15 protein-coding genes are annotated in these 12,840 nt (G+C 57.9%); all 15 read right to left on the reverse strand.

All coding sequences use genetic code 11. The annotated features are described in order from the left end of the window. Positions 1-17 precede the first annotated feature (17 nt). The 15 genes from VK574_RS11880 to nrfD all read right to left on the reverse strand — a co-directional run bounded on the left by VK574_RS11880 (position 18) and on the right by nrfD (position 12,836). Positions 18-461, reverse strand: coding sequence for a DoxX family protein (locus tag VK574_RS11880; RefSeq protein WP_472800070.1), 444 nt, complete (start codon positions 459-461; stop codon positions 18-20). Continuing rightward, entirely contained in the window at positions 458-880 is a 423-nt protein-coding gene (locus VK574_RS11885; protein ID WP_472800071.1) for an SRPBCC family protein, read from the reverse strand. The genes VK574_RS11880 and VK574_RS11885 overlap by 4 nt, the downstream gene beginning before the upstream one ends. Continuing rightward, complete coding sequence (locus tag VK574_RS11890; RefSeq protein WP_472800072.1) at positions 877-1,200, reverse strand: ArsR/SmtB family transcription factor; 324 nt, start codon at positions 1,198-1,200, stop codon at positions 877-879. Before VK574_RS11890 ends, VK574_RS11885 begins: the two co-directional genes overlap by 4 nt. 60 nt (positions 1,201-1,260) lie before the next feature. Beyond that, entirely contained in the window at positions 1,261-1,650 is a 390-nt protein-coding gene (locus VK574_RS11895; protein ID WP_472800073.1) for a VOC family protein, read from the reverse strand. Between the two features lie 290 nt (positions 1,651-1,940). Beyond that, positions 1,941-2,810 (reverse strand): hypothetical protein, encoded by an 870-nt coding sequence (locus VK574_RS11900; RefSeq protein WP_472800074.1) that lies wholly within the window; start codon positions 2,808-2,810, stop codon positions 1,941-1,943. A 387-nt stretch (positions 2,811-3,197) separates the two neighbouring features. Then, positions 3,198-3,536, reverse strand: a complete 339-nt coding sequence (locus VK574_RS11905) for a cytochrome C oxidase subunit IV family protein (RefSeq protein WP_472800075.1) — start codon at positions 3,534-3,536, stop codon at positions 3,198-3,200. Positions 3,537-3,548: 12 nt separating this feature from the next. After that, on the reverse strand, positions 3,549-4,304 hold the full coding sequence (locus tag VK574_RS11910; RefSeq protein ID WP_472800076.1) for a cytochrome c oxidase subunit 3 family protein: 756 nt from the start codon (positions 4,302-4,304) through the stop codon (positions 3,549-3,551). Next, a complete protein-coding gene (locus tag VK574_RS11915) occupies positions 4,294-5,961 on the reverse strand; it encodes a cytochrome c oxidase subunit I (RefSeq protein WP_472800077.1) in 1,668 nt (555 codons plus the stop codon). The genes VK574_RS11910 and VK574_RS11915 overlap by 11 nt, the downstream gene beginning before the upstream one ends. Then, a complete protein-coding gene (coxB, locus tag VK574_RS11920; protein ID WP_472800078.1) occupies positions 5,958-7,034 on the reverse strand; it encodes a cytochrome c oxidase subunit II in 1,077 nt (358 codons plus the stop codon). The genes VK574_RS11915 and coxB overlap by 4 nt, the downstream gene beginning before the upstream one ends. 4 nt (positions 7,035-7,038) lie before the next feature. Further along, positions 7,039-7,896, reverse strand: a complete 858-nt coding sequence (locus VK574_RS11925) for an SCO family protein (RefSeq protein WP_472800079.1) — start codon at positions 7,894-7,896, stop codon at positions 7,039-7,041. Positions 7,897-7,995: 99 nt separating this feature from the next. Then, complete coding sequence (locus tag VK574_RS11930; protein ID WP_472800080.1) at positions 7,996-8,631, reverse strand: hypothetical protein; 636 nt, start codon at positions 8,629-8,631, stop codon at positions 7,996-7,998. Further along, on the reverse strand, positions 8,618-9,928 hold the full coding sequence (locus VK574_RS11935) for a hypothetical protein (RefSeq protein WP_472800081.1): 1,311 nt from the start codon (positions 9,926-9,928) through the stop codon (positions 8,618-8,620). The genes VK574_RS11930 and VK574_RS11935 overlap by 14 nt, the downstream gene beginning before the upstream one ends. A gap of 12 nt (positions 9,929-9,940) precedes the next feature. Beyond that, the gene (locus VK574_RS11940) at positions 9,941-10,723 is read right to left on the reverse strand and encodes a c-type cytochrome (RefSeq protein WP_472800082.1); all 783 of its coding nucleotides are present in this window, start codon (positions 10,721-10,723) and stop codon (positions 9,941-9,943) included. Positions 10,724-10,873: 150 nt separating this feature from the next. After that, positions 10,874-11,416, reverse strand: coding sequence for a DUF3341 domain-containing protein (locus VK574_RS11945; protein ID WP_472800083.1), 543 nt, complete (start codon positions 11,414-11,416; stop codon positions 10,874-10,876). A 1-nt stretch (position 11,417) separates the two neighbouring features. Beyond that, complete coding sequence (gene nrfD, locus VK574_RS11950; protein ID WP_472800084.1) at positions 11,418-12,836, reverse strand: NrfD/PsrC family molybdoenzyme membrane anchor subunit; 1,419 nt, start codon at positions 12,834-12,836, stop codon at positions 11,418-11,420. Positions 12,837-12,840: the final 4 nt, after the last annotated feature.

The following is a 12,840-nucleotide window of genomic DNA, read 5'->3' on the forward strand; positions in this document are numbered from 1 at the left end:
GCTCCAAAATGCTCAGCTCAGGATGACACGGGGGTAGCGGAAAGGTGTGCCGGTACACTGGTGGCCGGGACGACTACGCCGATTTTGCGGCTGTCGGGTCGCAGCGCCCACGATGCCAGAAGAAAACCAGTGATGATGAGAGGGGCGATGACGTGAAAGCCGTATGCGCCATATCCGCCAACCCAGGCGCAGGATGCGGCAGCGCCTGTCAGGTCGAAGAAGATGCCGGCGTATGCCCATTCCTTGAGCCGCGGATAACGCGGCGCAAGGATGGTGAGAGCCCCGAACAGTTTCCAAAACCCGAGGATGGCAAAGAAGTACATCGGGTAGCCAAGTTCGGGCACGACGCCATGGGGGTTGGCACGATATTGCGCCATCTGCGCAATACCGCCACTGCCGATGGGAAACGCGACGAGAATGGTCATTGTCCAATAGACGATGGATTTTGTTTTCGTGGTCATTGCAATCCTCCAACGACGTGCTCGAGTTTGCCGATGAAGCTGGTCCAGCCGTATTTCGCACCCTTGTAGTTGGCGCCTTCTTCCGACGGGAAGCCGGATTGCTCCATGCGCAGAAGCGTGCCGCCTGCGGTCGGCGTCAACGTCCAGGTAACAACGGTCTCCAATCCCATCGATGTCCAGCCATACGAGAGACGTGTGTGCGGTTCGACCAGCAGAACTTCACTATCGATGATGCCATTCCAATTCTGCACCGGGGTGGCGCGGAAGGTGAACCGGTGACCCACGATCGGCTGAAAATCATTCGTCATCAGCCACTCGGCTATCAAAGGCCCTTGCGTGAGGGCACGCCAGATTTTTTCCGGGGGATGCGGCATCTCCCGTTCGATGACGAGAGAACGTGTCGTGGCGATATCGGTCATTTGTCCATCCTTTGCAGCAGATTTTCGAGTTGATCAAATCGTTCGCGCCAGAAAGCGCCATATTGGCTCATCCAGTCGACCAGGGGGGCCAGCGCTTGCGGCTGTGCGTTATAGTGGGTCTCGCGTCCCTCGCGGCGATGCCCTACCAGCTTCGCCCTCTTCAGCACTGTGAGATGCTTCGACACCGCCGGTTGTGAAACGCCGGCACGATGCGTCAAGGCATGCACGGTCTGCTCCCCGTCGCGAGACAGGTGCTCGAAGATTGCGCGACGAGTCGGGTCGGAAAGGGCCTTGAAAACATTGTTCGTCACAGCTGGCATCGAGAATCCCTTCCGGTCATGGGCCGTATTGCCGGTCGATTTGCCCGGCGATTTACCAATTTACCAATCGAGGTGTGTTATCTGAATGAGGTTTCCGCAGGTATCGTCAAGTAGTGCGATGGTTGACCCCGTCGTCTTGGTTGGTTCCTTGGTGAATGTCGCGCCGTGCTGCTCTAGCCTCTCGAATTCCTTCTGGACGTCGGCGACGAAGAAATTAGCGGCGGGTATGCCTTGCCGATGGATCTCCTGTTGAAACGTCTTCGCTGCCGGGTTTGCATTTAGCTCGAGGACGAGTTGCACGCCTTCTGGTTCTTCAGGTGAGACGACAGTGAGCCATCTGTATTTCCCGGCCGAGAAATCCATTTTCTTGATGAAGCCGAGGACGTCGGTGTAGAACTTCAGTGCCTTGTCTTGATCGTCAACGAAAATGCTGGTGAGTTTGATTTGCATGATCTGTCCTTTCTGCTCTGCGCTGAACCTGAGATTGATATTTCCAACTTCACGTACAAACCATAACCGTTTGGTTATGGTTTGTCAAGAACCTGGAGAGAGAATTTTCAAGGGAGGGTCGTGGGCGGGGATCATCGCCATCGGGAGGGGCCGCGGAAAAAGAGCGACTGCAGGTTCCTCGGCTGCGCTCGGAATGACAGATTCTCGGAATGACAGATTCATGAGAGTTTGGCGAGAAAAGTGAAAAGCCGCCCTGAGGGCGGCCTTTTGAAGTCTGGAAACGAGCGGGGCTACTGCTGATTGGGATCCGCAGAAGGCACGGGAAGCCTTTGCCTGGCGGGTGGCTGTGCGTTGGAATCCCCGGGTTGACCCGTTGATGCCGGATCAGCAGAAGCGACTGTCAACTCGGATTTGCTGTACTTCGGCGCGCTGACGTATCCGTGGATGTGATCCTTCGAAATGGTGTTGATGACTATTTCGACGGGCTGCTGCATGTCGGGCTGGTAGTACATGACGGGCTGGTAGAGGTTGATGTGCTTCTGCGAGAGGTTGCGATCGTCGACCATCAGCTGCATGTCGGCATACTGATGCTTTTCGTTGGCCTTGCGCAGGCAAAGACTGAGGGGGCCCTCACGCTTGAACTGTTTCGATTTGTCGAGATCGAACTCGAAGTAGCTGCGCTCGCCTTTCTTTTGGAGGACAACGAGCTCGTCGTGCGTGCGGGCGATGGAGCCGCTGAGCTCAGTGCGCGTGCTGGAGAGGTTGTTGCGTGCTTCATCAATGGCCTTGCCCTGGGCGTCGAGCTGCGATTGGATCTTGTTGAAGCGCGCTTCCTGCGCGCTGGAGCGATGCTGGTGCGCGGCGGCGCGGTGACTGGCCGGTGGTCGGGACGGCGCTGGGGCGGGCTTTTCGATGTTGGTGGAGAGCGCGCTGACCTTCGCCGACAGAGCATCGAGCTCGCTGTGGGTCGCGCTGAGCCGGGCAGTCATCTGCTGATTCTGCGCGGTGATCTGTTGGTTCTGGGCGGCAAGGTTCTGCGCATTGTTGTGCTCATGGACGGCGTAGCCGAGGCCGCCTACTCCGATAACCGCGGCGGCAATATAGGCTGCTAATCGCCCGGCCACGGGCGCACCCGCCGGGAATTGGGAATCTCCCATCATATAAACCTCCAAAGACAGCTTTGAATAAAGTACTAGCAAGCTGGGTGCCAAGTTTGGTTGGATGTAAGCAATTGAAGGAATTGATGTTTACAGAGGAAGCGCTCCTAAAGTAATGAAGAAAAATGTTCCGTGAAATGGGAATTTCTACATAGGGGGAGCAGTAAAGTTTGAGCTGGCTTCGCAGATATTTCAGGTCTGGAGCATGTATCTGGCTCGCGGGAAAGAACAACTGCAGGTTCCTCGGCTTCGCTCGGAATGACAAATCTTGAATGAGTGACAAATCTTGTGTGAATGACAAACCATGAGTGAATGACAGATTCATGAGAGTTGAAAGTGGAAGGGCCGCCCGAGGGCGGCCCTTTGGCGGTGGCGGGAAGCCGAATCTTTTTACCAGCGGCCCCAGGCGCGGGTCATGTAGTCGGAGAGGGTCATGCCGACAAGGACAAGGAAAGTGAATACGCCGGCGCCTACGGTGAGCTTGGTGAGTTTCGTCGAGTACTTGACGTGCATGAAGAAGAGCACGACCAAGACCATCTTGAAGGCGGCGATGGCGAGAGCGACGATGGGGTTGAAGAGTCCCATATCAAGGTAGGAGACGCCGACCGTTGTCGCGGTCATCACCAAAAGTATGGCGACGATCGTCAGGTAGATCTTCGGGCTGACGATGTGGTGTTCGTGTTCGTGCTCTTCAATTGATTCAAAGTCTTTGTCGTGCGGTGCACTCATGGCATTGATCCTTTATTGGTGTCTGCTGATGAGGTACAACAGCGGGAACAGGTAGATCCAGATGATGTCAACGAAGTGCCAGTAGAGGCCGAAGTTCTCGACGAAGGTGACGTGGCCGGTGGTGTATGCACCGGCTTGCGCACGGAAGATCATGAATCCCAGGATGGCGATGCCGATGATCATGTGCAGGGCGTGCATGCCGGTCATGGCGAAGTAGAGGAAGAAGTAGATCTCGGTGTGGCGCGCCATGTCGAGCGCCAGCGGCTTGTCGTGATACTCGCTATAGACCTCGGGATCGCTCTGCGGGTCAAGGAACGTCTTCAGGCTGTAATGGAAGCCGGGGATGTGGTGCTTGTCGTACTTTTCCTTGTACTCGATTGTCTTGATGCCAAGGAAGACGAGGCCGAGGATGAAAGTGATGACAAGGCAGAGGACGAGCGTGCCTTTTCTGCGCATCTCGGCCGACCAGACGCCCATGGCCATGGTGAAGCTGGAAGTGATGAGGACGGCAGTATTGGCGGTGCCCCAGCCGATCTGCAATTGGTGGGAGGCCTCGACGAAGGCTGGGTAGTACCAGTTGCGATAGATGAGATAGGCGGTAAAGAGGCCGCCGAAGAACATGACTTCGGTGAGCAGGAAGAGCCACATGGCGAAGTTAGTGGCGTCGCTCTGCTGCGCATAGGTTTCAAAGTGATGGCGCTGGTAGGGCAGGTGCTCGTGGTGAGCGCCTTCGGCTGTGACGTGCACGACTACTTGACTATCCGACACTCGTCACCTCTTTCTCCTTTTGAGTATCCAGCCACTCGTAGTCGTACGCTTCGTGGTCCATGATCGGAATTGCGGGGAAATTTTCAGTAAGCGGCGGGGACTGCGTCTGCCACTCGAGGCCCGTTGCCTGCCACGGATTATCGCCAGCGATTTCGCCGTAACGAAGAGACCAGGTGAGATAGAGCAGCGGCAACAGATAGCCAACGCCGAGAATCGTTGCGCCGGCGGTGGAGAAGACGTTGAGCACCTGGAACTCCGGAGGATAGGAGGCATAACGACGGGGCATGCCAAGCGTGCCGAGAATGAATTGCGGGAAGAAGGTGAAGTTGAAGCCGATGAAGGTGACGATGGCGGCGAGTTGGGAGATCTTCTCCGGATACATGCGGCCGGTCATCTTCGGCCACCAGAAGTGGACACCCGCGAGGAAGGCCATCAACATGCCGCCGACCATGACGAAGTGGAAGTGGGCCACGATGAAGTACGTCTCTGTAAGGTGAATATCGGTTCCGGAGGCTGCCAGGAAGACCCCGGTAAGACCGCCGATGGTGAACAGGCCCATGAAGCCGAAGGTGTAGAGCATCGGCGTTTCGAAGGTGATGGATCCCTTGTAGAGCGTGAAGGCCCAGTTGAATATTTTGATGGCAGAGGGCACCGCTACGAGCATGGTGAGCAGCGAGAACACCAGCATGGAGTAGTTGGAGATGCCCATGATGAACATGTGATGAGCCCAGACGAAGAAGCCAAAGACGGCGATCGCAACCGAGGAGAAGGCAACGGCCGTGTACCCAAAGACGCGCTTGCGGCTAAAGGTGGAGACGGTCTCGGAGATGACGCCCATGCCGGGCAGAATCATGATGTAAACGGCCGGGTGCGAATAGAACCAGAACAGGTGCTGGAAGAGAAGCGGGTCGCCACCCTTGGTGGGATCGAAGACGCCGATGCCGGCCACGCGCTCAAGCACAACCAGAACGAGGGTGATGGCGAGAACCGGAGTGCCAAGGACCATGAGAATGCTGGCGGCGTAGTTGGACCAGACGAAGAGCGGGAGCCGGAACCAGGTCATGCCGGGGCAGCGCATCTTGTGGATGGTGACGATGAAGTTGAGGCCGGTAAAGATGGAGCTGAATCCGGCAATGAAGATGGCGATACCGGATGTGACGACATTGGTGTTCAGAAAATGCGTCGATAGCGGTGTTGTAAAGGTCCAACCGGTGTCGACGCCGCCGTTCATCATGGCGTAGAGGGCAAGGCCGCCCGCGGCAAGATAGAGGTACCAGCTGAGCAGGTTGATCTTGGGCAGCGCGAGGTCTTTGGCGCCGATCATCATGGGGATGAAGAAATTTCCGAGCGTGGCCGGAACCGAAGGCACGAGGAAGAAAAAGATCATGATGATGCCGTGCATGCTGAACACCTTGTTATAGGTGTCCGTGGCCATGAGGTCAGACTGCGGTGTGAGCAATTCAAGACGGATCAGCCCGGCCAGTGCTCCTCCGATGAAGAAGAAGAACGTGATCGAAATCAGGTAGAGGGTTGCGATCCGTTTGTGGTCGCCGGTAAGCAGCCAGCTCAGGAGGCCCTTCTCCCTGGAGAGGAAATTCATCTTCGGAAGACGGGCTGTCGACTGATCGGGAAGACTGACGATTGTGCTGCTGCTCATTGCTTCACCATCCCCTGCCCAGCGGGCTTTTGTCCGGCGGGCGTTGTCTTGCCTTCACTTTCCGGCAGCAGAGTTGTCGTGGTAGTTGTCTGCTGTACGCGGTAATCGGAATTGAGAGTTTTGAGGAATTCGACCAGCGAGATGACGCCATCTTCGCTGATCTGGCCCTGATAGGTCGGCATGATGGGCGCGTATCCCTGGGTGACGTGCTGGGAGGGATTCAGGATCGCGTCGCGGAGGTAAGCCTCGTCGACGATCGTCGTTTGCCCGTTGGCAAGAGTGAGTTTGGCACCGTAGACGTTGGCGAGACTCGGTCCGCGTGCGTCGGGACGGCTGTTGTGGCAGGCCGAGCAACTGAGGCTTGCAAAGAGACGTTCGCCGTTCTGGGCGAGCGAGGCGCCGCTGGTGGAACTGGCCAGCCATTTCTTGAAGTCATCGGGTGTCATCACGACCACCTCGCCAATCATGTGGGAGTGATCGGTACCGCAGTATTGCGTGCAGAAGAGGTGATAGGTGCCGGGGGTGGTGGCTTCAAACCAAACCGAGGTGTAGCGGCCGGGGATGGCTTCGCGCTTCACGCGGAAGGCGGGAATGGAGAAACTGTGAAAGACATCCTGCGAGATGATGGTGAGCTGGACGGCGCGACCGGTGGGAACGTGGAGCGCGTCGATCTCGTGCTGTCCGCCGGGGTGTTCTGCTTTCCACATCCACTGCTTGCCGACGATATATATGTTCATGGCGTTGGCGGGCGGAGTGTAGACGCGGAAGTAGATAAGGGCGCCCCAAACGAACATGATGAGGAACAGGCCGAGCGGGATGATGGTCCACGTGGCTTCGAGCATCGTGGAGCCTTCGATCTGCACCGCGACCGGGTGGCGCTTCTTGCTGTACATGATCGAGAAGCCGACGACGAGCAGAATGACGATTGTCATGCCGATCATGCTGACCAGGACCATGAAGAAGTACAGAGCATCCATCTGCGGGGCAATCTTCGACGCCTCCGGCGGATAGAGCTGGAAGTTCGTCAACCAATGGATGAGAAATTGCCAGAGAACTTGGCTTATGTGCGACATTCCGTTATCCGTTCACCTTTGTTCCTGAAACGAGTTGGTCATGAGCCTGCCGGTAGTCCCGGCGGAACATGATCCACATAAAACCGCCCAGCAGAATCACGGTCATCGCGCCCCCCAGTTGCAAGACACGAGCAATGATGAGCGAGTGCTTATTGGTCTGCGGGTCATAGTGGTAGCAGTACGTGAGAATGTTGTCGACGCGTGAGCCGATGTGATTGTTTGAAGCTTCGACGAGGCCGAGGCGAAGATCCTTGGGCGAGTATTCGACGCCCATGTAGTACTGCGCGAGCTTGCCTTGCGCTGTGACGATCTGGATGGCGCTGGCGTGTGCAAACTGGTTGAGCTTGCCGTCGGGGCCGGGAACCTTGACGTAACCAAAGCCCACGGCCTTGGTGAGAGCGTCGATATTGGGCTGCGTGCCGGTCATGAAGTGCCAGCCATCGGCAGTTTCAGGACGGCCATAGCGCTTGAGATAGCTGGCCTTCTTGGCGGCGGCGAGATCGGTACCTTCAGAAGGATCGATGCTGACGATGATGATGTTGAAGTCGCGGCCCGGGATTTCGTCGACCATCTGGAGGGCGCTGGTGAGTCCGTTGAGTTCTTCAGAGCAGAGCATCGGGCATTGGTAGTAGACGAGCGCGAGGATGGCAGGTTTCTTGCCGAAGTAGCTAGCGAGCTGGACCTGCTTGCCGGAATCGTCAGTGAACGTGAGGTCGAGCGGGAGTTGCTCATTGAGGCGTTGTGCGATGCCGACTCCCTTCAGAACCGAGGGCTGGCTGTTGACTGGACCTATTTGCTTGTCGCCATAGCTCGATACCTGCGCCATCAGGGATGGCGTCAGTGCAGCAAGACAAAGAAGCATCGAGGCCGCCATGCGGCTCCGTTGCCCGATCGTTCTCGTCGTGTTCGCACTGTACCTGCTGTTCATACTTCAAATCACCTTGCCGGCCATTTCTGCCTACTACTCGTGCTTCTGCTGTTCTTCCGCCTTTTGGGCTGCCACCAAATCCTGTTCGTAGCCGGTGCGCGCGAAACCGCTGGTGAGCGGCACCGTGATTGTGGGTTTCTTATCGCCTGCCAACAGGGGCGCCTGCTGTACTGCCGGCGCCACCGGCAGACCTTTTTGGGCGATGATCTGCATGGCCCGCTCGATGGGTATTCTTACCTTGCCCTGCGACTGGTCGATCCAGGTGTAGTTGTCGAGCAACAGGTCTTCACGCTGGTGGAGATCGGCAACGTCCTGGTTGCCATCATCGGTTTGCACGCGAGGTGTCGGAAAGGTTTTGGTGATCTCGGCGATCTTGTTCTGCATTTCGGGGCTGGAAGGCAAATTACCGAGCTCCCGGATTTCCGCGGTCCTGGTCCACTTGCTGTTGGGACCATCTTCCTTATTCATATGCGCGTTGATCAACTTGCCCATGCCCCAGGTGACGACGCCGCAGACTCCGACAAAGATAAAGAGCGAGATGAGGAAGACGAGGATGCCCGTGACTTTGACGTCGGACTGCTCGTAGCCCGCGGAGGCATCGATATCCTTGGGGCCGTGCGAGCCGAGGACCTTCTTGTCGTCGGGTTCGTTGTGATCAAGCGTGGACATGTTCAGGCTCCAGAATCTCTGCGAGATGCGGATCGTTGGTCTGCACCAGGGCCCGCGCCTTCAAGTTGTGGCTGTAGTAAGCGACCCAGACGGAGACCATCGCGGCGGGCACGGCAATGTATTCGAGGATTCCCCAGCTGAAGTGCAGGTTGCGGGCGGCATCCTTGAAGTTTGGCTCGATGAGCCAGAACAGATCGAAGGCCTTGGCGAAGATCATCCACTGACAGACGCGGACGAGGCGCTTCTTGTTGCGTTTGATGTCGCGCGACAGCAGCAGCGAAAACGGGATCAGCCAGTGGAAGATGAAATCGAGAGTGATGATGATGCCCCAGTGTCCGCGGATGCGATCGAGATACCAGTTGATCTCGTCGGGCAGGTTGCCGGACCAGATGATGAGGAACTGGCCGAAGGCGAGGTAGATGTTCAGCATGACAAAAGCAAAGGTGAGCTTGCCGAGGTCGTGTTGCTCGGTGGTGCGCAGGATCGTCTTGAAAGGCTCGGCCTTTGAGAGGCTGATTGAAGTCAGGATCGAGAGGGCGAGGACGGAGTAGCCCTGGCCAACGAGGAAAAGCAACCCATAGACCGAGGAGAACCAGGTGACGTCCATTGACATGCACCAGTAGATGACGGCGGCCGTCATGGTGAGCGAGTAAACGACGATTCCGGGACCACTGATGTTTTCGAGCTTCTTGATCCAGAACGGAGTGGTGTCGGGCGATTGGTGATCGCGGCGCAGCCCATACGTATTCAACCGCCACATGTAAAGCCACCAGATGGCGAAGCAGAGCAGGATCACCACGATATACGTTGTGGGATTGAGCATGGGCCGCTTGAAGTTGAGGCAGTGCGCCTGAATCTCGCTGATCAGGCCGGACTTCCAAGCTGCTTCTGTGTCGCTGGGGTTGGTGTAGAGGGCCCATTGAAAGAGCCTTTTCATGAAGAGTAAGGAAACGAGCCAGTACGCAAAAACGAGCGGCAGAGTGCGGGTTGCGGCTTCGAGCGGGCGGCGCAGCAACAGTCCATACTTGCCGCCGGAACAGTACTGGACCATGAGGAGCGCGAGGCCACCCACTGTCCATCCGAAGGTGAGCAGCAGACCGAGAACCCATGCGCGCATAACGTGGTCCCAACCGAGCTGGTCCTGCGCCTGGCCGAGAAATGCAAGAATCACGGCGGCGACAGCAGCTACCGCTGCGACGATGAGCGCCCGCGCCCGCCAGCCATCGACGAACGCCGGTGCGCTGAGATCGGCGGGAAGCGTTTTAGCGTGTGAAGCACCGTGTGTATCGTGAGCCATTGAACTCAATCCTTACTTCGCGGCCGCAGGAGCCGGGTTGCTTGCTGGAATCTTGATCAGCGGGTCAGCGGGATTTCCGGGAGCCATCGCCGGCGTACCTTCTTTTGTAGGCGGATAGGCCTGAACGGCCGTTGCGGGCAGCGTCCATGGCTGCGCGTATTCCGGGTGGCCCTGTTGTGTGGCCAGATCCTTGAGGCTCTGCACCCGCACGTCCGAGGGAACATCTGACGCGGAAGCCGCCTGACTCAATTGCAGCGCGCGGATGTAGGCCGCGACGGCCCAACGGTCTTCTGGCGCGAGCTGCGCAGAATAGTCAGTCATGGCGCCGTAGCCGTGGGTCATCACATAGAAGTAGTGCGAAATGGGCTGTGCCCGGCGCACCTGGTCGTGGAAGTTGGCCGCAGGCTTGTAGCCGCGCTCAACAATTTCGCCGAGACCGTTGCCTACGCGCGAATGGCACGGGGTGCAGTAGACGTTGAAACGTTCCTGCCCGCGCTCGAGCACTTGCATGGTGACGGGAAACGGCATCACGTTCTGCTCTTCGCGATAACCGTTGGCGCCCTGGATGACGCCGGTGTAGAAGTAGCTGTCTTCCTGCAGTTGGCCGCGGGCGACGGTGTTGACGATCTGGGGACGCGCGCCGCGATGATCTGCGTAGAAGTCGGAGCCGCGCTGCGGAACCATTCTGGGCTGGTCCTGCATGTCCTGGCGGCAGCCGGCGATGAGGGATATCGCCGAGAGGGCGACCAGGGTAAGTGCCCTCCCAGGTCCCCAAGTGCGAGGGACCTGGGGCACCCAGGTTAGTGCTTTCCCACCCATGCGACGAAAAGACGTCCCATGGATGGGGCACCCGGCACTTAGGCCGGTGAGGGCTAGTGCTTTCCCTGGTCTCAGAATCGAGACCAGGGGCACCCAGGTCCTGTGGCTATTGTGGAGGGTTTGCATTTAGTACTCCACCTCCACGATCGAGACGGGCTCGAACTTCTTGAGATAGTCTTTCGATTCGACGAGGTCGAATTTGGGATCGAGGGCTTCGAGGCAAAGGAAGAACTTGTCGGTCGTGGCGCCGCTGCGGAAGTTGGGGGCATTGAAGAGCGGATGGTAAAGCTGGGGCAGGCCGTTCAGCGCCATCATGCCGAACGCCGCCGACAGGCCGGCCCAGAGAATCGTCCATTCATATGCGGGAATGATGAAAGCCGGCCAGGAGTAGAGCGGGCGCCCGCCGATGTTAATCGGATAGGCGACGACCGAGATCCAGGTCTCCATGGAAAACATCGCGGCGAGGCCCATCAAGCCGCCGATGAGCGTGACGAGTGGAACGCGATTGCGATGAAAGCCAATGGCCTCCGCCGCCTCTTCCACGGGATAGGGCGTGTAGCAATCGAGGCGGCGCCAGCCGTCTTCACGCGCCTGTCGGGCTGCGCGAACCAAGTCGCCGGGTGTATCGAATTCGGCCAGCAGGCCGTATGTTCCTTCGGGTGAGGGCATCTTAGTCACCACCTCCCGCTGTCACTTTTGGCTTGATTTTGGCCTGGGGCAGAATCATGCGAATTTCATTCATGGGAATCATGGGAAGGAAACGGACAAACAACAGGAACAGTGTCGTGAACAAGCCCAGCGTTCCGACGAAGGTCATGTAGTCCCACTTGGTGGCGCGATACGTACCCCACGACGATGGCAGGAAGTCGCGATAGAGACTGGTGACGACAATGACAAAGCGCTCGAACCACATGCCCGTGTTCACGACAATGGAGATGAAGAACATGAATGGAATTGACGTGCGCAGTTTTCGTGACCACAGCGTGGTGAGCGGAATGGCGAGGTTGCAGGTGATCAGCACCCAGTAGGACCAGCCCATAGGACCGAAGACGCGGTTCCAGAACATGAACGCTTCCCAGTGCGAGGCGGAGTACCAGGCCATGAAGGCTTCCATGCCGTAGCCATAGGCGACGATGAAGCCAGTGGCGAGCATGACCTTGCCCATGTTGTCGATGTGACGCTCGGTTACCAGGTTCTCGAGGTGATAAAACTTGCGCAGCGGAATGGCCAGTGTAAGCACCATGGCGAATCCGGAGTAGATGGCGCCGGCGACGAAGTAGGGCGGGAAGATGGTGGTGTGCCATCCGGGCAGGACCGCGACAGCGAAGTCGAAGCTGATGACGGTGTGTACGGAGAGCACGAGCGGCGTTGCGAGGCCGGCCAGGAGCAGCGACGCGGTCTCATAGCGCATCCAGTGACGGACGGAACCGCGCCAGCCCCAGGAAAGGATTCCATAGAAATACTGGGCGATCTTGTTCTCTGAGCGATCGCGGAAGGTCCCGAAGTCGGGGATCATGCCGAGATACCAGAAGACGACGGAGATGGTGGCGTAGGTCGAGACTGCGAAGACGTCCCATAGGAGCGGCGACCGGAACTGCGGCCACACGTTCATGGTGAGCGGAATGGGGAACAGCCAGTATCCGAGCCAGGGGCGGCCGACGTGAATCAGCGGGAACATGCCGGCGCAGACCACGGCGAAGATGGTCATGGCTTCGGCAAAGCGGCTGATGGAGTTGCGCCAGGTTTGCTTGAAGAGCAGAAGAATCGCGGAGATCAGGGTGCCGGCATGGCCAATACCGATCCACCAGACGAAGTTGATGATGGCGAAGCCCCAGGCGACAGGCTGCGTAATGGCCCAGATGCCGACGCCCTTGAGAAACAGCCAGGTGACCGCGACCAGCAGCACCGTGGCTCCGCCGCCGGCAATGCCGAAGAAGGCGAGCCAACCGAGCGGCGTGTGCGGGGTAAGCACGATGCTCGAGATTTTTTCGGTAACCGACTTGAAGGTCTCACCCAGGCCAACGACCCGGTATTCTCCGGTCTTTGGATCGATGCCAGGGTCGCCTCGTTTTATTTCACTGGTTGCCATCGTG

The organism is Occallatibacter sp., assembly GCF_035317045.1.
GTDB lineage: Bacteria > Acidobacteriota > Terriglobia > Terriglobales > Acidobacteriaceae > Telmatobacter.